Source organism: Cystobacter fuscus, assembly GCF_002305875.1.
Taxonomy (GTDB): Bacteria; Myxococcota; Myxococcia; order Myxococcales; family Myxococcaceae; genus Cystobacter; species Cystobacter fuscus_A.
The window spans coordinates 5,238,541-5,260,507 of sequence record NZ_CP022098.1 but is presented as its reverse complement, the minus strand read 5'-3'; the positions used below and the strand labels follow the sequence as shown (position 1 = coordinate 5,260,507).

Genomic DNA, 21,967 nt, shown 5'->3' with positions numbered 1-21,967 from the left:
ACTCTCAATCCGCCGCGGGAACATGGGTTCCGCACGACACGCAGGCCCGGCCCGCGCGGGTATGGGTGTGGCACTTCGTGCACTTGGTCCACTCGCCCGCCGCCACCAGCTCCGACCCGGCCGAGGGCGCGGGAGCCGTCTGGCGCAGCTTGGGCAGACGCATGCCACAGCGCTCGCAGATGAGGCCGCTGGCCTGCGGCGTACGGCAGTAGCGGCAGACGATGGGACCGGTGGGCAGCGCCGTCCTCAGTCCATCCGAGAGCGCGCGGCCCGTGTCCATGTCTTGAATGGGCGACACCATGACGTTGCCCGCCGCGGCGGCGCGCCCCGTGTCCAGCTCGGCCACCGGCTGGACGGCCCCCGCCTGTACGGGCGCCTGGCGTGTCAGCTCCAGCTCCTGGAGCGCCGCCACGGCCACTGGCGCCCGGCCGCCCGCGAGCTGCGTGCCCTCCAGTTCCGGAAGCGTGCCCACCGCCACCGCGATCGGCGCGGCCACGGCGAGCTTCTTCCCACACACTTCGCACTCGATGCCCTGAGCCTGCTGGTGCTCACACATGGGGCAGATGATCATGGACCCGAAGGTTAGCGGTCCCGCTCCACCCGGCGCAATGGCACCCCTCTCGAAGCGCTCTCCCGCTCAGTGGGGAAGGGGCTCCGGGGGCGAGCTCGTCATCGGAACGAAGCGCACCGCCAGCAGCGCCTCCACCTGGGGAGCACCGCCCTCGAGCGGCCTGGTCACGCGGATGAGCTCCTGATGGCCGCCGTACGCGCCCACCGGCAGGAGCAGGCGGCCTCCCGGGCGCAACTGCTCATAGAGCGCGGGAGGCAGACGCTCGGGGGCCGCGGTGCCCAGGATGGCATCGAAGGGAGCCTCCTCCGGCCAGCCCGCCGTGCCATCCCCGACCCGGAAATGAATGCCCCCCAGCCCCAGCCGCTCCAGCCGCTCGCGCGCCGGCCAGGCGAGCTCGGGGAGGACTTCCACCGTGTACACCTCCACGCCCAGCCGCGCGAGCACGGCCGCCTGGTAGCCCGAGCCGGTGCCAATCTCCAACACCCGCTCCCCGGGCTTGAGCGCCAGCTCCTGCGTCATGTACGCCACGATGAAGGGCTGGCTGATGGTCTGCCCATGGCCGATGGGCAGGGGGCTGTCCTGTCCCGCCAGGTCCCGAAGCTCCTCGGGGACGAAATCCGCCCGGCGCAGGCTCTGGATCGCCTCCAGCACCCGCGCATCGGTGATGCCCTGCCGCCCCAGAAACTCCGCGAGTTCCCTGTCACTCATGAGAGGAGCCTAATCACAGGTACCCGCAGGTCGTGGCCGATGTTCCGTCCCTCGTGCTCCAGGCGACGCTTCCCCGCCTCCCCCGTTCGCTCCCCCCCTCGATGCAGGACCCCTTGTTCTTCCGCCACGGACATGGTGGGAATCCCCCGCTCGCCAGGAGGCCCCCATCATGGATGCCGACACCGATGACCTGCTCCGCCTCGCCTTCGACCGTGCTCCGGCCAATCTGGCCAACCAGGCCATCGACCGCGTCCGGAACGAGGTGGGTGGCGAGTCCTCGTACGCCACCAGCTACGAGTTCCTCCTGCCAGACGGGAACGTCCGCGCCTGGCTGCTCGACTACCTGCTGCCCCGGCTCGTGGACTACCTCGAGTCGCGAGGCGCGAAGCTGCCCCACTGCGGCGGCGTGTTCCTCTCCGTGTTCTCCGGGGACACGCTCCACTTCATCCATGCCCGGGACGCCGTGGCGCTCCTGTCCGAATGGAGCGGGCTGTCCTTCGACGAGCTGCGCAAGCGCTACGGGCCGCGCTGAAGGCCCGGTGGAAGCTACTCCATGCGCAGCAGCTTCATGCCCGAAACGTTCGCCCGGTTGACCGGACCGCCGGAGCCCCCCGCCCCTCCGTATGTCGCGTTACTCTCGAGATAGGACATGTTGTAGAAGTCCTTCACGCGAATCTTGTACGTGGCACCCGCGGTCAGTGGGAAGCGCGCGAAGCTGGAGTCACCCCAGACATCCCAGTTGCTCAGCTGCGGCATCATCACCACATCGGAAGCAACCACCTGGCCCGCGGCATTGACCACCTCGAGCCGCTTCACGGCCGCGGTCACACCAGAGGTCACCGAGCCGAACGCGTTGCCATACACCAACTGCACCCCGTAGCTTCCGGTGAGCCCCGGCGTGAAAGCCGCTTCCAGCACCTGGTTCGTGGCTCCCCAATCGTTGAAGTGCGGGCGGCCGTGATCGGTCGCGGTCGATGCTCCGTCCAGGCTGTTCAAGCCCGCGCCGGTGTTGAAGAAGGTGACGGTGCCGGTGTGCCAGTAACAGATCGGGTCCGAGTGGTGCGACAGGTTGGCGACCGCCTCGCCGCCGGTGTACTGAGACTCGACGCTGTAGCACAGGGTCTTCGACGCGTAATTGGTCGAGGTTGGATCCGTCCAGCGGGTCGTCGTCAGATTGCTCGCCACCCGTGTCCCATTCCGGTAGATGTGGTGCACCACGCCCGTCTCGCCGTTCGGGCTGAAGCCGATGCTCAGCAAGCCGCCACTCAACGTCACGGAGACTCCCGTCGGTTCCCTCGGCGCCCAGAAGCGCCTGTAGTCTCCCGTGTCTTCCACCACCGTCATCGTCGTTCGAGGCGCATTCACATCCACGAGCTGGATCTGGACGTTGTACGTGTCACTGGCCGAGGTGGAGGCCGTGAAGTAGGTGTCGTTGGCCACCAGGGTGCCATTGAGCTTGACGCTGGCGACCTTGTAATAACCGCTGCTCGCGCCATCCCTTGCCGGCAACAGCACCTCCACGTTCAGGGTCTTGCCCTTGTAGGGCAGGTTCTTCAAGTGGATGCTATCGGCGGTCGAGAACAGCGTGTTGCGCATGTATTTGGTCACGAACGGCTGGAAGCGCAGACCGGTCTGGGTGGCCTGACGGCCGAAGACCACGTCCAGCACCGAGGACATGTATCCCCCGACGGACCACAGTTGTGCTTCCGAGTTGATGACCGGGCCCGCCCTGTTCCCATTGTCCTGATCCTGATGATTGCCCGACAGGCTGATGAACTGGAAGTTCTCCATGTTCGACAGGTTCAGGCCCGCCCCACGGATCAGCGTCTTCAGGTTGTGGTTGACCACCGCGTCATTCTTCCCGAGCACCGCGGCACGCAGCCAGTAGGCCGACGCGAACGGCCAGATGGCCTGGTTGTGATAGATGGGAGTGTCCCGGATCTGCGGCCACACCACGGGAGCACCGGCCACGGTATGCGGATACGTCTGGAGAATCGAGGCGATCCTGTCCGCATCCGCGATGCCATCGATCACCGCCAGTGCCTCTCCCACCAGCTCATAGCGTTGCACCGAGGAAGGATCCAGCTCGGTGGTCTTCATCGTGCTGTACAGGCCCGCCTGGGACAACCACAGGTTGTCGTTCAACGCGGCCTTCAGCGCGTCAGCCCAGCCCCGGTACCGGGCGCTCGTGGCGGTATCGCCTTTTTCAGCGGCGAGTCTGGCGGCGACATCGAGGAGCATCCAGTGATTGACGTTGGTGGACAAGGTCTTGGACATGCCAATGTGCACGACGTTGCTCGCGGTCCAACCGGGATAGGTCTGTTCACGCCAGTCGAGGAACGACTGTTCGCCCGCGTAGAGACCCGTGCCCGCGTCATGGACCGCGATGCGATCGTTCTCGATGGTATTGACCATGGCGGCGTAGGCCGCGTCACGGAACTGCGTTCGAGAGTCGCCGCTCAGGTACTTCAACACCTCCCAGGCCCCGCGCGCCCAGACCACGCGGTCCGTACTGACCGGCCAACTGCCCCCGGACCCGGTGTCCTGAACGATCTCCGGCTTGCCCGGATTGCCGCGCCGATCCGAGATCTTGAACTTCAGGGTGTTGGCCGAACGCACCGGATCCATCTGCGCCAGGGACAAGTCGATCGCGTACGCGCTGTCCCGTGTCCACACGTAGGACCACTTCACGCCGGTCTTGAAGCAGCCACCACTCCCACCGTCCTTCGGGCAGGCGATGGGTTTCCCTCCATTGTAGGCGCCATCGCCAATCTGGTTCACGGAGAGGGTATTGACCATCTCGTCGTGGGCCAGCGCGAACAAGCTGTCGAAGAGCGGGTTGCCGGTTCGAACGACCGGCTTGCCCAACGTCTCGTTGAAGGTCCGCGTGGTTCCCTTGTTTTCCACATCGGACCGGCGGACCGCGTTGGAGCTCAGCACGTAGGTCCGCGCATCCGTGTTGGGATTGGACACCGTCACGCTGACGGTATCCTTGCCATTCTTGAAGCCGTAATTGGAGACCCAGTTCAACGTCGTCGGGCAGATGTCACCATCCGCCACGTTCACGCTCGCGGCGTAGTCCGAGCCCCCGTTGTTGTCCCACTTCGAGGGGCTGGTCGCTTCGAGCGCGTAACGAATCCTGCTGCCACAAGGCAGCCGGCCCAGGTTGACGTGCCATTTGTCGTTGTTACCGCTGACCCCGTTCTTCGTCATCGCCACGGTCAGCCAGTTGGCCCCCTCGTCCAGGCTGTACACGACCCGTACGCTCGCCGCGCTGTCCAGGGGATGGGTCTCGGTGTTGAGCCACACGTCGCTGGACGAAGTGATGCTCCCATTGGCGGGGAAGATGGACGAATTGCCAATCCACTGCACGTCCGCGGCCCGCGCCGAGCAGCCCAGAACCAGCACGATACAGACGGTTGAAAGGCGACAGGCCGCGACAGCGACCGCGCCGGACCGAGGGAAGAGCCGATTCTTTTCCATTCGCATGTCTCCTCATCACGCCAGCAGAGAACCATCCCGCTCATCCCACGCGGGGACCACGCAGCGCGCCGGGCCGCGTCCCCGTCTCGCGCTTGAAGGCGCGGTGGAAGGTGGCCTCGTCCGCGTAGCCCACCCGGAGCGCCACCTCGTGCAGGGACAGCGTCGTGGTCTGGAGCAGGCGCGTGGCGAGGGCGATCCGGCGGCGCGTCAGGTAGCGGAAGGGGGACTCGCCCACGTGCCGGGCGAAGCGCAGCGCGAAGGTGGTCCGCGCGAGCGACACCCGCTCGGCGAGGCTGTCCACCGTCCAGGGCGCTCCCGGCTGGCGGTGGATGAGGGTGAGCGCCGCGGCGATGGAGGGATCGGCGAACGCGCCCGCCCCCATCGCGAGCGCCGCGTCCTGGGGAGTGGCGGCGCGCACCCACTCGGCCAGCAGCAGCTGCGTCACGTGCTGGATGAGCGCGTGGGCCCCGGGCCGTCCGCACGCGAAGTCCTCGCAGACGCGTTGGAAGGACGGCATCAGCGCGGCGGCGAGCGACTCCTGGGAGCGCCGGGGCACCGCGGGCGACAGGGCCGCGAGCAGCGGGGCCGCCGCGCCCGCCTCCAGGTCGAAGCGCACGCCCAGCAACGCCACGGTCCGCTGCCCCGGCCCTCCCAGGCTGCGCGGACCCGGCGTCGAGGGCTCGAAGTTCACGTCGACGGGCCGCGAGCGCGGGGTGGCGGAGTCACGCACGATGATGCCCGGCCCCCCGTACAGGCCGATGTCTCCCGGCGCCAGGTGCAGGGGCGCATCCAGATGGCCCTCGGGCTCGAGCCACACCTCTCCATCCAGCACCATGAACAGTCCCTGGGGACCCGCTCCCGGCGCGAAGCGCGCCCCATAGGGTCCATGGAGCGAGATGTGCCGCGAGCCGACGACATCCACGTGCAGGGTCTGGAGCAGTTGGGAGAGGGCATCCATGAGCGGGCTTCCAGCGCGAACGTGGGAGGGAAGTCTAACGGCTCCTCCGACGTTTTCCCTGAAATACCCGCTCTCCTGGGGTGGAGACCCGCCAGGAGCACCCCTCCCAGCGAGCCCTCCCGACGGACTGCTCAGAAAAAGACGCTGAGGTTGCCGGCGAGGATGACGGTTTGCTCCAGGAGCACCGTGCGGTGCGCGATGCGCCAGGCGCCCGGCGCGTCCGCGCGGCGCAGCACGTCCTGACGCAGCCCGGCGAACAGGTCCACGGCATGCTCCTGACGCGTGCGGTAGAGCAGGAAGCAGGAGCGCACCTCCACCTCTCCGGGCGCGTCGAGGGCACGCACCTGGACGTTGCTCACCAGGCGGCGCGTGCGGCCGAGCGGGTACTCGGACCAGGCGAGCCCGGATGTCAGCCGCGCCACGCGCAGCGACAGGCCGCGCAGGTCGTCATCGAAGTGGGCGGACGCGTCCTGGGACTCGAGGGCCTCGCGCGTGGCCTCGCGCGTCACGCGGTTGGTGCGCACGGGCACCCGGTAGCGTGCATCCGGGGTGAACAGCCCGAGCCACGCCTCGAGGCGGTGCTCGTCGAGCAGCGCGGCCTCGGCGTAGAGGAACTGCTCGAGCTCGTACTGCAGCGCGGGGCCGGGCACGAGGGGTGGCACGTGGAGCGTGGGGGCGGTGCTCATGGGGCACCTTCCGTGGACAGCAGGCTCGCCCAGCGGCGATAGAAGGCGCGGGCGGCCACCTCGCTGGAGGAGCGGTTCGCGGTGGTGCCGGGGAAGCGCCCCTCGGCGTCCTGCTGGGTGCCCGAGTCCATCTCCATGTTGAAGATCTCGCGCCGCGCTCGTCTGCCCTTGAGCACGCGTTGGATCTCCGTCCAGTTGTGCGTGTCGTCCTGCTCGAAGATGCCGGTCGATCCAAACGTGCGCTGGTTGCCCAACCGGATGGCCTGCTTCACGTCGGCGGGAGCGTCCGCGTCCGCGATCACATAGGACCAGACTTCCATCTGCTCGGGACCCTTGGGCTGCCACACGCGCAACGCATTGGCGGCGGGCAGGATGCCCACGTTGGGAAACAGGTTGCTCGCCGGGATGAAAACGGACGCGCGCGCCTCGCCATACTTGCGCACGAGGAAGTCCTGACGCGGCCCCAGCAGCCACTCGTTCGCCTTGGGTTCGAATGCGAGGCGCGCGCCGCGCATGAGGTTGGGCGGGAGGGCGGCCATCAGGGCTCCATGGCCCTGGGCGTTCTTGAACTGCCGGCCGCCATCCGGAGGGGGCGTGGCCTCCTGCATGGTCCGCGGCGCCCCGGGCACCTGGCTCATCAGCGCCTTGAGCGCGGACAGATGGGACATGCCGAAGTGGTAGCCGTCCGAGGCGAACTGCTCGGCGCCGAACTTCCAGTTGCAGTGCACGGTCCACTTCGTCACGCCGATCACCTCGGTGCCCCCCACGCCGTCCAGGAGGGGCTCGAAGTACCAGGCCGCGTCCCCGAGCGAGTCGCGGAAGGAGGGCGCGTGCTCGTCCCAGGTGCCGAAGACGAAGCCGTGGAAGGACTCGACACGGGGCACACGCACGGCGCTCCAGCGGTCGCGGTCCACGGGGCAGCGGTAGATCTCCCGCTCGTCGCGCACGGAGGACAGGCGCCCGCCGCGGTCATACGTCCAGCCGTGATAGGTGCAGGTGAAGACCCGGGTGTGGCCCGCGTCCTCCTGCGTCAGGCGCATGCCGCGATGGCGGCACTGGTTGAGGAAGGCGGCCACCGAGCCGTCGTCCTGGCGCGACACGATGATGGGATCCTCCCCCATGTACGTGGTGATGAAGTCGCCGGGCCGCTCGAGCTGGGACTCGTGCGCGAGGAACAGCCAGCTCCGCCCGAAGACGCGCTCCTGCTCCAGCTCGTACACCTCGGGGTCCACGTAGATGCGTGGATCCACGCGGCCACGCTCCTCGAGCAGGGGGCTCAGGTCCAGCGGCGGGCCGCCTGGACGGGTGGGGAGGACACGGGCGGTGGGCCCGGGACAATCTCTCTGCATGATGCCTCCAGGGGCGAGCGGGGCGCGGGGGTGCGCCGCTCACGGGCCAGAATGTGCGCCGGGGGCGGAAAGCGGCCATGGGCATTTCGTTCAGCGGCGTTGGCTCTTCGTTCAGCGGTCCCCCCCAGGGCATGCGGTAGGCTGCCGGGCCTCACCTCGCTCATGACCTTTCCCCTCTACATCCCCCTGGGCCCCTGGCAGGTGCACCCACACGTCTTCTTCGAGACGCTCGCGTACTTCCTCGGCGCGCGGCTCTACTTCGTGTTGAAGCGGCGGTGGGCGGACCCACTGCAATCCTCGACACGACTGGGAGTCATCGCCGGCGCGGCGCTCGGCGCGGGTCTGGGCTCGCGGCTGGTCCACCTGTTGGACGAGTGGCCCCTGTGGCTCGCGGGGCAGGTCTCCACCGCGAGCCTGCTCACCGGCAAGTCGCTCGTGGGCGGTCTGCTCGGAGGACTCCTGGGCGTCGAGCTGGCCAAGAAGCTGCTCGGCGAACAGCGCAGCACGGGAGATCTCTTCGTGCTGCCGCTGTGTCTGGGCATCTTCCTGGGCCGCCTGGGGTGCTTCTTCACCGGGCTGGACGACCACACCTATGGCGTGGCCACCTCGCTGCCCTGGGGCGTGGACTTCGGGGATGGCGTGAGCCGCCACCCCACCCAGCTCTACGAGGCCGCCTTCATGGTGTTGGTGGCGGCGCTGAGCCTCGTGCTGCGCGGGCGCGAGTTGCGCCAGGGCGACCTCTTCCGCCGCTTCATGGTGTTGGACCTGACCTTCCGCCTCGGGGTGGATCTGCTCAAGCCGGACCCCCGTCCCCTGCTGGGCCTGAGCGGCATCCAATGGGTCTGCGTGGCGGGCCTGCTCTACTACGCGAGGGATCTGCCCCGGCTGTGGCTGCGCCGCCCCGGTCTTCCGGTCCAGGGCGACGCGCGATGACGTGAGTCCCGCTGTTTTCCATTAGGCTGGTGTCGCCCCATGACCGACCGCGTCCGCCCCTACCTCTTCTACGATACGGCCATCTCCATCTGCTCCACCTGCTACCAGCGCGTCGAGGGGAAGATCCTCTTCGCCGACGGCAGGGTGCTGCTGCAGAAGCGCTGCCCACGCCATGGCTTCGAGCGGGTGCTGCTGGCGGACGACGTGGACTACTACAAGCGCTCCCGGGAGATCTTCATCAAGCCTCCCGAGCAGCCGCTGCGCTACAACACGCCCATCCGCTACGGGTGCCCGTACGACTGCGGCCTGTGTCCGGACCACGAGCAACACAGCTGTCTGACGCTGGTGGAGCTGACGGACCACTGCAACCTGCGCTGCCCCATCTGCTACGCCGAGAGTGGCCCCGAGCGGCAAACCCACCGCTCCTTCGAGAAGGTGGTGTCCATGTTGGACGCCGTGGTGGCCAACGAGGGCGAGCCGGACGTGGTGCAGCTCAGCGGCGGCGAGCCCACCCTGCACCCGGACTTCTTCCGCATCCTCGAGGAGGCGCGGGCCCGGCCCATCCGCCACCTGATGGTGAACACCAACGGCATCCGCATCGCGAAGGACGAGGCCTTCGCCGAGAAGCTGGCCACCTACCGCAAGGGATTGGAGGTCTACCTCCAGTTCGACTCCTTCGAGCGCGAGCCGCTCATGGCCCTGCGTGGAGCGGATCTGCGCTCGGTGCGGCAGCAGGCGCTCGAGCGCCTCAACGCGCTGGACGTGAGCACCACGCTGGTGGTGACCCTGAAGAAGGGGCTCAACGACGGGGAGATCGGCCGCATCCTCGACTTCGCGGTCCAGCAGCCCTGCGTGCGCGGCGTCACCTTCCAACCCGTGCAGGAGGCCGGACGGCTGGAGGGGTATGATCCCGCGAGGGACCGTCTGACGTTGACGGAGGTGCGGCGGCGCATCCTCGAGCAGACGCGGCTGTTCTCGCCGGAGGATCTCATCCCCGTGCCCTGCCATCCGGACAGCCTGTGCATGGGCTACGCCCTCAAGCACGAGGGCCAGGTGGTGCCGCTCACCCGCTTCGTTCCCCCGGAGCTGCTGGTGGAGGGAGGCCGCAACACCATCGTCTACGAGAAGGACACGGACCTGCAGAAGCGGCTCTTCCAGCTCTTCTCCACCAATCACTCCCCCCAGTCCTCCTCGCGCAGCCTGTCGGATCTGCTGTGCTGCCTGCCCCAGGTCCAGGTGCCCGGGGAGCTCACCTACCGCAACGTCTTCCGGGTCCTCATCATGCAATTCATCGATGCCCAGGCCTTCGACCTGCGCAGCGTCAAGAAGAGCTGCGTGCACATCGCCCATCCGGACGGGCGCATCATCCCCTTCGACACCTACAACCTCTTCTACCGGGATGATCTGGAGCGCACGCGCCTGGCGCCCCTGCGCGAGGCCCTCGTCTCGGCGGGGTTGGCATGAGCCGCCCATCCCCCTCCGACCCCGGCCGGATCGTGCTGTGGACGCTGCTCGGCCTCGGCTACTACATCCTCATCGATGCGGCCTTCTGGGGCCTGTTCTACGTGGTGGACAGCACCTTCCGGTCGATGGTCCCGCTGATGATCGGCCTGTTCGTCGCGCCCGGGCTGGGTTACTTGATGGCCGTGCAGGGGGACGACCCCGTCGAGAAGCAAGACAAGCGCAAGGGCCTCCTCATTGCCCTGCCACTCTTCTATGGCCTGTTCTGTCTGGCGCCGATCGCCATCTGCGGCGGCATCCTCATGAGCGGAAGCAAGTTGCACTGAGCGGGTTTCTCCCCACATGACTCCCACCGAACGCCTCTACTTCGACGACCCCTTTCTCTCCCACTTCACCGGGCGGGTGCTCGCCCATGGCACGTGGAGCGGCGCGCCCTCCGTGGTGCTCGATCGCACCGTCTTCTACCCCGAGGCCGGCGGCCAGATGGCCGACCGGGGAGTGCTCGGAGGCCACGCCGTGCGTGACGTGCAGGTGGATGACGCGGGCGTCGTCCATCACCTGCTGGAGCTCCCCGAGGGCGCCTCACTCCCCACGCCCGGCACCGAGGTGTCTGGGGACATTGACCGCGTGCGCCGCCGCATCCACATGGCACTGCACACCGGCCAGCACATGCTCTCCAGCGCGCTGGTGGAGGTGGCCGGGGCACACACCGTGTCCGCGCGGCTGGGGGAGACGGTGTGCACCATCGACGTGGACCTGGACGTGCTCGACGAGCGGCGCGTCGCCGAGGCCGAGGCCCGCGTCAACGCCCTCATCGACGACGACGTGCCCATCCGCGCCTTCTTCCCCACGCCCGAGGAGCTCGCCGCCCTCCCCCTGCGCCGCGCCCCCAAGGTGACGGACAACATCCGCGTCATCCACATCCAGGGCTTCGACGTGTCGCCCTGCGGGGGCACGCACTGCACGCGCTCGGGGCAGGTGGGGCTCATGCGCGTGCTGGGCGTGGAGCGCTACAAGGGCAAGGGCCGGGTCCTCTTCTCCGCGGGCGGCCGGGCCCGGAGCGAGCTGTGGCAGGAGGCCGCCGCCCTGCGCGCGCTCGGCCGGAACTTCTCCTGTGGACCGCTCGACGTGCCCGCCTCCGTGGAGCGGCTGCGCCGGGATTTGACGGACGTGCGCGAGGCCCTGGGCGCGGCGCGCGCGAAGCTCGCCGAGCACACCGCCGAGGAACTCGTCGCGCAGTTGGAGCGCTCCCCTGACGCGCGCGTGGTGGCGGTGCTGGAGGGGGCCTCGCCCGAGGACCTGCGCTCCGTGGCCGCGCGGCTCACCCAGCGCCCCGATGCCGTGGTGCTGCTCGCCAGCCGGACCCCCGAGGGCCTGTCCGTGCTCATCTCCCGGGGCAGCGGCGCCTCCTTCGGCTGTGGCGCCTTCCTCAAGCGCGTCACCGAGGCCGCCGGGGGACGTGGAGGGGGCCGGCCCGAGCGTGCCGAGGGACGTCTGCCAGCGCACACGGACTGGCCCGCCCTGGTGGCGATGTTACTCGGGTAGACGCCGCGTCATACGCCCGGTATGGGCCGCCCGACGCGGGTGTTAACGGGGCCCTAGAAGACCGGCGACCCCGTTCACTTCCTGGCGCTGGCCCGAAAGGGCAGCACGCCGCGGAGCCGCCAACCTGTCACCCTCCTCCGCATGGTCCTCCTCTCGGAGTCACACGGTGTCGCGCCGCCCCCCAGGCTCGAGCACCTCCTCGAGGCCGCCACGGATGGAGTGCTCGCGCTCGACACCGACGGGCGCGCCCTGTACCTCAACGCCAGCGCCGAGCGCATCCTCGGCCGCGCTCGCGCCGAGTTGCTCGGGCACCCCTTGTGGTCACGGCTGTCCCGGCTGGAGGGCACGGAGTTCGGCCGGGCCTGCCAGCGCGCGCTCACGCAGGGCCTGCCCTCCACGGTGGAGGAGTACTTCGCCCCGCTGGGCGCCTGGGTGCAGGCGCGGGTGTCCCCCTCCCCGGAGGGCGTGCTCGTCTTCCTGCGCGACGTGACCCCGCTCAACCAGGTGGAGGCGGAGTACGCGAGCCTGCACGCGCTCGTGGCGAGCGCCCCCGCGGTGGCCTTCGTGACGCGCGGGCCCGAGCACGTCTTCGTGCTCTCCAACGCGCGCCACCGCAAGCTCCAGGGGGGACGCGAGGTGCTGGGACAGACGGCGCGCGAGGCCCTGCGCGAGCCCCAGGGCCAGAGCCTGTTGGAGGTGTTGGATCGCGTGTACCGCACCGGCATTCCGCTCGTGCTGGAGCAGGTGCCGCTGCCGGTGCAGAGCGACGAGGGCCCCTGGGAGGAGCGCCTCTTCCACCTCACCAGCCAGCCGCTGCGCGACGTGGCCGGGCGCGTGGAGGGCGTGACGGTGTTCGCCTTCGACGTGACGGAGCTGGTGCGCGCGCGCTGGCGGGCGGAGCGGCTGGCCGAGGAGTTGAGCCTGAGCGAGGTGCGCTTCCGCTCGCTCGTGATGGCCACCTCCACCCTGCTGTGGACGACGGACGCCACGGGCCACTTCCGCGAGGACTTCCCCACCTGGAGCGCCTTCACGGGGCAGGACTATGACAAGTGGCGCAATGGCTCCGGGTGGTGGGACGCCATCCATCCCGAGGACCGGGACCGGGCCACGGCGGCGTGGCAGCGCGCCTTCGCCACGCGGGGTCTCTTCGAGGCGGAGTACCGGCTGCGCCGCGCCGATGGCACCTACACGCCGGTGGTGTCGCGCGGCGTGCCCGTGCTGGAGCTGGACGGCTCGGTGCGCGAGTGGGTGGGCTCCATCACCGACATCACCGCGCAGCGCCGCGCGCGCCAGGCGCTCGAGCTGCTCACCGAGGCGAGCACCGCGCTGGCCTCCACGTGGGAGCTGCGCCCGGCCATGGAGCACCTCACCCAATGTCTGGTGCCCCGGCTCGCCGAGTGGTGTGGCGTGTTCCTGCACGACGAAGCGGGCCCGTGCGAGGTCCCTCGAACCGGCCCCGGAGAGCGCGTGGCCTTCTGCGACGTGGATCCGCGGCGCGCCCTGCGGCTGCGCCAGGCGGGCCCGAGCGTCCACGTGCCCATGTTCCAGGGGCCGTGGCCACTCGGGCGGGCGGAGTCCTTTCCCGCGCTCACCGAGCAGGCGCTCGCCGCGGAGCCGGACGAGGCCCGGCGGGAGCTGCTGCGGGCCTTCGTGGGCCTGCGGGGCATGGCCGTGCCCATCACCGTCAAGGGGCGGCACCGGGGCGTGCTGGTGCTCGCGGCGGGCGAGAGCTACCGGCCCTACGACGCCGACGATCTCCAGCTCGCCGGGGAGCTGGCGCACCGGGCCGCCACCATCCTGGAGCACGTGCGCCTCTTCGAGCTGGCGCGCCAGGCGCGCGACCGGGCCGAGGAGGCCAACCGCGCCAAGGACGAGTTCCTCGCCACCGTCAGCCACGAGCTGCGCACGCCGCTCACCGCCATCCTCGGGTGGACGAACATCCTGCGCACCACGCCGATGCCGCCGGACAAACAGGAGCGCGCCCTGGAGACGGTGGAGCGCAGCGCGCGCGCCCAGGCGCAGATCGTGGATGATCTGCTGGACATCTCCCGCATCGTCGCCGGACGGATGCGCCTGGAATTGCAACCGGTGGACCCGGGCACCGTGGTGGAGGCGGTGCTCGACGTGGTGCGTCCAGCCGCGGCCGCGCGCGACATCCACCTGGAGCCCCTGCTGGAGCCGGACGTGGGCCTCGTGCGGGGAGATGCCCAGCGGCTGCAACAGGTGGCGTGGAACCTGTTCACCAACGCCATCAAGTTCACCCCGCCCGGAGGCCGGGTGACGGTGCGGCTGCGGCGCGTGGAGGCCTTCGTGGAGCTGGAAGTGCGCGACTCCGGCCAGGGCATCTCCCCCACCTTCCTCCCCTACCTCTTCGAGCGCTTCCAGCAGGCCGACGGCAGCACCACCCGCCGCTACGGCGGGCTGGGTCTGGGGTTGTCCATCGTGCGCCACCTGGTGGAGTTGCAGGGCGGCACCGTCCAGGCCCACAGCGAGGGGGAGGGCCAGGGCGCCTGCTTCACCGTCAGGCTGCCCGCCGCCCGCCTCTCACCTTGATCCACCCCGCCGCCCCGCCCGGCGGGAAGGGCCATACCCATACATCGGGTGCGTGCCCCTTCCCCGGCGCGAGGGAACTTGATTCCAGCCATCGCGCTCGCCACACCACATCGATGTCAGGCTACGCCAGGAATTCCAGATTCACACAGATGTCTGATATTGTTTTTCCCAAGAGTTGTTAATTCGAGGCTTCCCTGGCGCATTGGTGTTGGATTTCTCCTGTCCGAGGGGAAGGGTGGCTTCTTTTCAACCCTTCATCTGTGTATAGTCGCCCCCCGCCGTGAATGCGGAAGGTCCAGGAGTTCTCGTCCCGACCGGAATCGGGTGGACGCTTTTCGCCTCGTGGCGTTCCACGCAGCTCCGGTTCAGGTGCTCATGCATGAATGAGCACCCGCCGGCCCTCTCCTCGACGCAGTCCGGTGGAGTGAAACCCATGTCCATGCCGTGGCCTCGCTGGCCCCTGCTCCTCGCCTCGTTGGTGGCGGGGCCTTCCCTGGCGGCGGGCGGAAGACTCGCCTCCGTTTCCCAAACAACCCTGCTCCAGTTGCGCGCCCGGGAACCCTCGCGCGCGGCGGAGTCGCTCTCGCTGTTGAAAGCCCAGAGCGGACAGCTCGGTCTGAGCGAGCGGGATGAGTTCCGCATGTCGAGCGTCCAGACGGACGGCTTCGGCCTCACGCATACCCGCTTCCAGCAGCTCCACGAGGGCATTCCGGTGTGGGGCGCCGTGGCCATCACCCACCTGGAGCCATCCGGCCGCGGCCTCACGGTGACGAAGGACAGCGTGCGCCCCCACATCCGCGTGAGCACGCGTCCCGTGGTGGACGAGGCGAGCGCGGCGGCCCTGGCCCTGCTCGAGGTGCGCCCGCTGGGTCTGCCCACGAAGCAGCCCAGCGCCCAGCTCGTCATCTATCCCGAGGTGAAGCGCGTGGGCTCGCCGGGCGGTACGCGCCGCCTGCGGGTCAACGCGGAGGACCTCCAGGAGGAGGTGGTGGGCTACCGCCTCGCCTGGCACGTGCACACCGTGCTGGACAACACCCAGGACGGCGTCAGGCAGACGGATTTCCTGCTCGACGCCCGCTCGGGTGTGGTCCTCAAGCGGTGGAACTCGCTGCAGACCGCGGCCGCCGTGGGCACGGGCCGCTCGCAATACAGCGGCGAGGTGCGGCTCGACGTCTTCCAGAACGCGGACGGCCGCTACGAGCTGCGTGACACGACGCGCACCCTGGGCGAGGGCCTGCGCACGTACGACGTCAATCACGCCCGGCTCGAATACGGTGAGAAGCCGACCCCCGTGCTGTACCAGGACGCGGACAACCTCTGGGGTGACGGGCAGAACTTCGATCCGAGCGCCAGCACCCAGAGCGAGAACGGCCAGACGGCGGCCGTGGACGCGCACTTCGGCCTGCTGGCGACGTGGGACTACTTCCAGAAGATCCACCACCGCTTCGGCATCGACAACGCGGGCACGCCGACCTTCAACTACGTCCACGTCAGCAGGAGCTATGACAATGCCTTCTGGGACGACGACTGCTTCTGCATGAGCTACGGCGACGGCTCCTATCCGAAACCGTATGGCTTCAAGTCCGTGGTGTCGCTCGACGTCGCGGGCCACGAGCTGAGCCACGGCGTCATGTCCCAGACCGCCGGGCTCATCTACTCCGGAGAGTCCGGTGGTCTGAACGAGGCCAACTCCGACATCTTCGGCACCATGACGGAGTTCTGGGCCCGCAACGGCCAGGGCGACACCATTGGTGACACGGGCGGCGACTGGACCATCGGCGAGCAGCTCAGCGACACCCCGTTGCGTTACATGTACAAGCCGAGCCTGGACGGCTCCAGCGAGGACGCCTGGTTTCCTGGCCTCGACGCCATCGATGTCCACTACAGCAGTGGCCCGATGAACCGCGCCTTCTACTTCCTGTCCCAGGGCGCGCAATCGACGGCGACGAAGAATGACTACTCGAGCCGCTACCTGCCCGACGGCATGACGGGCATCGGCAACGACAAGGCGGCGGCCATCTGGTACCGCGCCATCACCGCCTACCTGACCCCCGCCAGCAACTACGTGGCGGCCCGCACGGCCTCGCTCCGGGCGGCGGCGGAGCTCCACGGCAGCGGCTCCAAGGAATACCGCGCCGTGCAGAACGCCTTCGCCGCCATCAACGTGGGCTACAGCGCGAGCACCTATGACGATCTCATGCCGCCCAAGGCGACCCTGAGCATGTCGGGCAGCGCGCCCACGCTGCGCTTCACCGCGGTGGCCTCGGACAACATCGGCGTGACGCGCGTGGAGTTCTATGTCGACGGCGTCCTCACGAGAAGCGACGACACACAGCCCTTCGACTTCAGGGTCGACACCACCCAGGCCGACCCGGGCACGCACCAGGTGGTGGCCAAGGCCATCGATCGGGCCGGCAACGTGGGCTCCTCCGCGCCCATCGGCTTCACCGTGACCCAGAGCTTCGCGCAGCTCCTGCGCGATCCTGGCTTCGAGAAGGACGGCTCGGACTGGGTCCAGGAGCCAGCGGATAGCGACTATCCCATCATCACCTATTCCTCCACCCGGGCACGCACGGGCTATGGCTACGCCGTCTTCAACGGCTACGGCACGACCGCCGTGGACCGCATCTCCCAGCAGGTCACCCTCCCCGCCGATACCCAGACGGCCGCGCTGACCTTCTATCTCACCGTCCTCACCGATGACCCCGGCACCCAGGCCCAGGACACCCTGGCCGTGCAGGTGCGTGACACCGACGGCAACCTCCTCGAGCAGCCCGCGAGCTGGTCCAACGTCGACTCGACGTTCGGCTGGGTGCAGGTGAGTATCGATTTGACCCGATTCGCGGGCCAGACGGTGCAGCTGCACTTCGTGGGCACCGAGAACGACGATGGTTTCGCCAGCCTGTTCCAGCTCGATGACCTCTCGCTGCGTGTCATCACCCACCCCGACACCGAGTCGCCGCTCGTGAGGGCCGGCGTCGCGACCGACCCGGAGAGCGGCCGGGTGGCCTTGCTGGGACACGTGTGGGACAACGGCTTCGTCAATGCCGTCGAGTTGCTCGTGGACGGCACGTCCCAAGGCTCCGTGCCCAGGACGTTCGCGAAGATCCTGAGCGCCAGCGCGTTGGGAGGAGGCCTCCACACGCTCGTGGTCAAGGCCACGGACGCGGCGGGCAACACGAGCACGTCCGAGCACCTGCCGTTCTACGTCGAGCGCGGCCGCGGGCAGGTGGTGCAGAACCCGGACTTCGAGCTCTATGACTCTCAGACGGGCCAGGCCGAAGGGTGGACCCTCGAGACGTCGTCCCCCTCGAGCAGCGGCATCATCGAGAACTTCTTCTATGCGTATTCAGGATGGGTCTTCGTCCTGTTCGGCGTCGACGATGGCCCCAACACGTCGACCCTGCGGCAGACCGTCACCATCCCCGCGGACGCCGAGTCGGCCGTCTACAGCTTCTGGCTGTGGGTGGAGAGCAACGCCTTCTCCGACAACGTGGCCCATCACACGTTCACCGCGAAGGTCCGCGACGTCAACGGCAACGACCTGAAGACGCTGGAGACCCTCTCGAACGTGGACGTCACCCCCTACTACACCGAGCACCGTTATGACTTGAGCGCGTTCAAGGGGCAGACGATCCAGCTCTTCTTCGAGTCCAACCTGGAGGAGCCCGTCGAGGATCCGAACACCGGCTACACGTATTTCTCGCTCGACGACGTCTACCTGGATGTGACGAGCACTCCGGACTCCCTGGCCCCCTCGCTCGACGCGAGCGTACGTGACGACTCCGGCACGCGGGTCCAGCTCTTCGCCAACGTGAGCGACAACACGTGGACGGAGAAGCTCGAGTTCTTCGTGGATGGCACCCCGGTGGCCACCTTCACCGATCCCAAAGGCGAGTACACGAGTCCGTTCGACACGTCCGCGCTCGCCAACGGGCAGCACGCGTTCATGGCCAAGGCCACGGACCGGGCGGGCAACGGGACGGCGGTCACGGTGCCCTTCACCGTGAACGTGGTGAACGACACGACGCCTCCGACCGTCAGCGCGGCCGTGGAGGGCGAGCACGAGACGACGGTGTTCACGGCCTCCGCCACCGACGACACGGGCGTCACGTCCGTGGAGTTCTACGTGGATGACGTCTTCCAGGGCCGCGTCCAGGCGGCGCCGTACCGGCTGCCCTTCAGCACCCTGCCCCTGGCGCCCGGCGAGCACACCCTCAAGGTGGTGGCCTTCGATGCCTACGGCAACTCCGCCTCGGCCACGGCCCCCTTCACGCGCGCGGGCCCGCTGCTGTCCTCCACGCGGATCCTCGTGCCGGTGGACGGTACGTATGAACTGAGCACCCTGCTGACCCAGGGGGCGGACCCGCTGCTGCTCTGGAACGTGCAGGAAGGCCGCGTCTGCGGAACCGTCTCCTGGACGGGCGTCTACACGGCGCCGGCCGCACCCGGCCTCTGCCACGTGCTCATCACCCACAAGCAGGACGCCCGCTCGAGCGCCCGGGTGGACGTGCGCGTCTACACCGCGGATCTCAACGGAGATCGTGTCGTGGACGGTGAGGACCTGGCACGCCTCGCCCAGAGCTGGGGCACCCGCGCCTCCTCCACGACGACCGCGGACCTCGATGCGAGTGGCTCCGTGGACGACACCGACGTCACCCTCTTCCTCAGCCAGTTCGGACGGTAACCCATGAAAACGTTGACCAGGCTCATTGTTCCGCTGCTGCTCGGCGCACTCGCCGCGTGCGGTGACAAGCCCACTCCGCCCTCCTCCACACCCGGCACGGGGCCCGTGACCGTCTCGCCCAGGAGCATCACCGTGCAGGCCGGGGAGTCCACGACCTTCACCGCCTCCGTCGAGGGCACCCAGGAGCCGAGGATCCTCTGGAGCGTGGAGGGCGAGGCCTCGGGAACCATCACCAGCACGGGCGTCTACACCGCGCCCGCCCAGGCCGGCACCTACACGGTGGTGGCCACCAACGCGCTGGACACCACGAAGCAGGAGAAGGCCGAGGTGACCGTCACCCCGGTCGTCCACATCACCCTCACGCCGACGTCCGCCACGGTGCTCACCGGAGGCAGCGTCACCTTCACCGCCGAGGTGACGGGGGCCACGGACACCTCGGTCACCTGGTCCATCCAGGAGGGTGACGCGGGCGGCACCATCACCAGCGCGGGCGTCTACACCGCGCCCGCGCAGGGCGGCACCTTCACCGTGGTGGCCACGAGCGTGGCGGATCCCACGAAGAAGGCCGAGGCCCAGGTGACGGTGAGCGCGATCATCGTCGAGGTGACTCCCGGAACGGCGACGAGCCCGCAGGGTGGCACCACGACGTTCACCGCGACCGTCAAGGGCACCACCACCCAGGCGGTGTCCTGGAGCGTGGAGGGCGAGGCCTCGGGCACCATCACCAGCACCGGTGTCTACACGGCGCCCTCGCGTCCGGGCACCTTCACCGTGGTCGCCACGAGCGTGGCGGACCCCACGAAGAAGGGCACCGCCACCGTCACCGTGCCGGCCGCCCAGGCCGGTGGCTACACCAACCCTCCGGGCACGGACGGCTGGCGGCTCGTGAAGAACACGAGCGCCTCCTCGGGCAACCACCTCGTGCTGGATCTGCTTGGCCCCACGCGTCAGTCCGGCCGCGGCGTGGCCCTGACACTCTCCGTGGACGCGGCCCGGGCGGACTGGGCCAGGGTGTCCCCGTCGGACACCGAGTACGTCACCAACGGGCTGTTCTCGCTCGGTGACGAGCCCCGGTTGCTCAAGGGCGCCGCCAAGGACGGCACGCTGCGGGTGGGCGTGTTCCAGAAGGGCACGAGCGGCCCGGCCACCGAGTACACCGGCGCGCTGCTGTCGGTGGCGGTGGACGTGAAGCTCGATTCCTCGCTGCCCGCCGGCACGCGCATTCCCCTGTCCGTCGTCAAGGCCCAGGCCCTGACGGCGACGGGAGATCTGCGCAACATCGAAGTCGCCGTGGGCGTGCTCGCCACCGAGTAGTCCCTGGCACCCGGCTGTCGCGACGGCGGTCCTCTCCACCGGGAGGGCCGCCGTCGTCGTTTCCGGCCAGCACGGGCTCTCGTGGGCCTCCTACCGCCCGAGCGGCCCCTGGTCAGAAGCTCACGGAGAAGCGCTCGAACCCACCACCTGGCTCTTCGTGATGTTCTTGTAGATCCGACCATCCTTCATGATGACAAGGAAGTTCTCCTCGGGCTTCTCGATCAGCTTGATGTCCGCCACCGGATCTCCCTTCACGAGGAGGAGGTCGGCGAGCGCTCCTTCATCGACGACGCCAAGTGAGCCCTTATACGGAGCACGTTCACCGGACAGCGCCAGCAGCTCGGAGTTGGCCGCGGTAGCCATCGTCAGCGCCTCGGCGGCCGTGAACAACTTCTGATCCGTCACCAGCTTGGAGAGCATCCGCCCCTGCTTCGCCGCGTAGTCGGGGTCGTATAGCACGTCAGTCCCCCAGGCCAGCTTGACCCGATGCTTGAGGGCCAGTTGGTAGGCCCTCTTCGTGCCCTCATACAGCGACATCTGTTTCTTGTGCTTATCCGATCCCTCCGGGTACGGACTCTTCCGGTCACCATCGTTGAAGAACGCCTGCAGGCTCAACCAGACACCCTTTTTCGCCATCGTCTTGAACGGCTCTTCATCCTCCAGCAACTGACCATGGTCGATACATTTGACACCCGCCTCGATGGCCTGATTCACGGCTTTATTCGTATAGGCGTGCACGGCGACATAGGTGCCCCAGTTCTCCGCCGCTTCGACCGCGGCCCTCATCTCTTCAGTGGTATACTGAGTCACATCGAGCGGATCATAAGCAGACGACACGCCACCACCAGCCATCAGCTTGAGCTGAGACGCCCCCAGTGCCAGCTGCTCGCGCGCGCGCTTGCGAACCATGTCGGGGCTGTCGGCGATGGCCATGGCCCCTATCTGCTCGCCGTAGATGAAATCACCGGGACCCGCCGGAAGGTCGGTCGGCATACGGAAGTCACCGTGCCCACCGGTCTGCGAGATGAAGGCGCCCGACGGCCAGATGCGCGGTCCCGCGACCAGGTCCTTGTCAATGCCTCGCTTCAATCCGAAGACTGGCCCTCCCAGGTCTCGAACGCTGGTGAAGCCACGCATCAACATGTCGGTGGCCGCCTTCGTGGCGGCAACGTACATGAAGCCGGAATCCGAGCTGAGCAACTCCTCCTGCTTCAACGTCGCATACGCGAGGTGGGTGTGCGCATCAATCAAGCCAGGCATCAGTGTATAACCCGTGCCGTTGATGACATTGATTTCCGGGGGAGGCTCCGAAAGAGGCAATGCGATGTTCTTGCTGCCGGCAGGCAGGATCTTGTGGATGGTGTTGCCATGGACATACACGTCGAACGGCCCTTCAGTCCTTCCAGTAGTCCATTTCACCTCCTTCCCTTTCGGGTCTTTCGCCTTCTTGGAGGTGAAGACCTTGACGTTCTCGAACTTGAAATACACGTCCGGCGTTGGCTGACCCGTAGCTCCGGCGTTGTTGGGTTCAGCGGCAACAGCGTTCGCCATGAACAACAGGACCAGGGTCGCCATCAGGCCACCCAGCTGACTACGATGCATGTCCCCTCCTCGATTCACGACACATCCCCCCATTCGAGCCAGCACCTGTACTCACGAAGGTCCCCCCCAATCAGTCTGGTTTGAACCCCCGAGTTGACACGGCATTGTCTAGACGAG

General features: G+C 68.2%; 15 protein-coding genes. 8 read left to right on the top strand and 7 right to left on the bottom strand.

The genetic code is table 11. The features are described 5' to 3' along the window. Nucleotides 1-4 precede the first annotated feature (4 nt). Entirely contained in the window at nt 5-556 is a 552-nt protein-coding gene (locus CYFUS_RS21650; protein ID WP_232537700.1) for a hypothetical protein, read from the bottom strand. 81 nt (nt 557-637) lie between these two features. Further along, the gene (locus CYFUS_RS21645) at nt 638-1,279 is read right to left on the bottom strand and encodes a protein-L-isoaspartate(D-aspartate) O-methyltransferase (RefSeq protein WP_095986944.1); all 642 of its coding nucleotides are present in this window, start codon (nt 1,277-1,279) and stop codon (nt 638-640) included. A gap of 169 nt (nt 1,280-1,448) precedes the next feature. On the opposite strand from CYFUS_RS21645, the gene CYFUS_RS21640 reads away from it, so the two are divergent. Next, complete coding sequence (locus CYFUS_RS21640; protein ID WP_095986943.1) at nt 1,449-1,811, top strand: STAUR_1299 family protein; 363 nt, start codon at nt 1,449-1,451, stop codon at nt 1,809-1,811. Between the two features lie 14 nt (nt 1,812-1,825). On the opposite strand, the gene CYFUS_RS21635 is transcribed toward CYFUS_RS21640, so the two are convergent. The 4 genes from CYFUS_RS21635 to CYFUS_RS21620 form a co-directional block, all read right to left on the bottom strand. Beyond that, the gene (locus tag CYFUS_RS21635; protein ID WP_095986942.1) at nt 1,826-4,762 is read right to left on the bottom strand and encodes a hypothetical protein; all 2,937 of its coding nucleotides are present in this window, start codon (nt 4,760-4,762) and stop codon (nt 1,826-1,828) included. Between the two features lie 40 nt (nt 4,763-4,802). Beyond that, entirely contained in the window at nt 4,803-5,720 is a 918-nt protein-coding gene (locus CYFUS_RS21630) for a cupin domain-containing protein (protein ID WP_095986941.1), read from the bottom strand. A gap of 131 nt (nt 5,721-5,851) precedes the next feature. After that, nucleotides 5,852-6,406, bottom strand: coding sequence for an aromatic-ring-hydroxylating dioxygenase subunit beta (locus tag CYFUS_RS21625; protein ID WP_157758572.1), 555 nt, complete (start codon nt 6,404-6,406; stop codon nt 5,852-5,854). Further along, nucleotides 6,403-7,755 (bottom strand): aromatic ring-hydroxylating oxygenase subunit alpha, encoded by a 1,353-nt coding sequence (locus CYFUS_RS21620; RefSeq protein WP_095986940.1) that lies wholly within the window; start codon nt 7,753-7,755, stop codon nt 6,403-6,405. Before CYFUS_RS21620 ends, CYFUS_RS21625 begins: the two co-directional genes overlap by 4 nt. A gap of 162 nt (nt 7,756-7,917) precedes the next feature. Between CYFUS_RS21620 and CYFUS_RS21615 the strand changes: the two genes are divergently transcribed. The 7 genes from CYFUS_RS21615 to CYFUS_RS21585 all read left to right on the top strand — a co-directional run bounded on the left by CYFUS_RS21615 (nt 7,918) and on the right by CYFUS_RS21585 (nt 20,248). Then, complete coding sequence (locus CYFUS_RS21615; RefSeq protein WP_095986939.1) at nt 7,918-8,688, top strand: prolipoprotein diacylglyceryl transferase; 771 nt, start codon at nt 7,918-7,920, stop codon at nt 8,686-8,688. Nucleotides 8,689-8,727: 39 nt separating this feature from the next. After that, nucleotides 8,728-10,152, top strand: a complete 1,425-nt coding sequence (locus tag CYFUS_RS21610) for a radical SAM protein (protein ID WP_095986938.1) — start codon at nt 8,728-8,730, stop codon at nt 10,150-10,152. Continuing rightward, a complete protein-coding gene (locus CYFUS_RS21605) occupies nt 10,149-10,475 on the top strand; it encodes a hypothetical protein (RefSeq protein ID WP_157758571.1) in 327 nt (108 codons plus the stop codon). The genes CYFUS_RS21610 and CYFUS_RS21605 overlap by 4 nt, the downstream gene beginning before the upstream one ends. 16 nt (nt 10,476-10,491) lie before the next feature. Beyond that, a complete protein-coding gene (locus CYFUS_RS21600) occupies nt 10,492-11,694 on the top strand; it encodes an alanyl-tRNA editing protein (protein ID WP_095986936.1) in 1,203 nt (400 codons plus the stop codon). Nucleotides 11,695-11,835: 141 nt separating this feature from the next. Then, nucleotides 11,836-14,247, top strand: a complete 2,412-nt coding sequence (locus CYFUS_RS21595; protein WP_095986935.1) for a PAS domain-containing protein — start codon at nt 11,836-11,838, stop codon at nt 14,245-14,247. 433 nt (nt 14,248-14,680) lie between these two features. Then, complete coding sequence (locus tag CYFUS_RS21590) at nt 14,681-18,934, top strand: M4 family metallopeptidase (RefSeq protein ID WP_198316676.1); 4,254 nt, start codon at nt 14,681-14,683, stop codon at nt 18,932-18,934. Nucleotides 18,935-18,937: 3 nt separating this feature from the next. Further along, nucleotides 18,938-20,248 (top strand): hypothetical protein, encoded by a 1,311-nt coding sequence (locus CYFUS_RS21585; protein ID WP_157758570.1) that lies wholly within the window; start codon nt 18,938-18,940, stop codon nt 20,246-20,248. Between the two features lie 120 nt (nt 20,249-20,368). On the opposite strand, the gene CYFUS_RS21580 is transcribed toward CYFUS_RS21585, so the two are convergent. Continuing rightward, nucleotides 20,369-21,850: a metal-dependent hydrolase family protein gene (locus CYFUS_RS21580; protein ID WP_095986932.1), complete on the bottom strand. Its 1,482-nt coding sequence runs from the start codon at nt 21,848-21,850 to the stop codon at nt 20,369-20,371. Between the last annotated feature and the right edge of the window lie 117 nt (nt 21,851-21,967).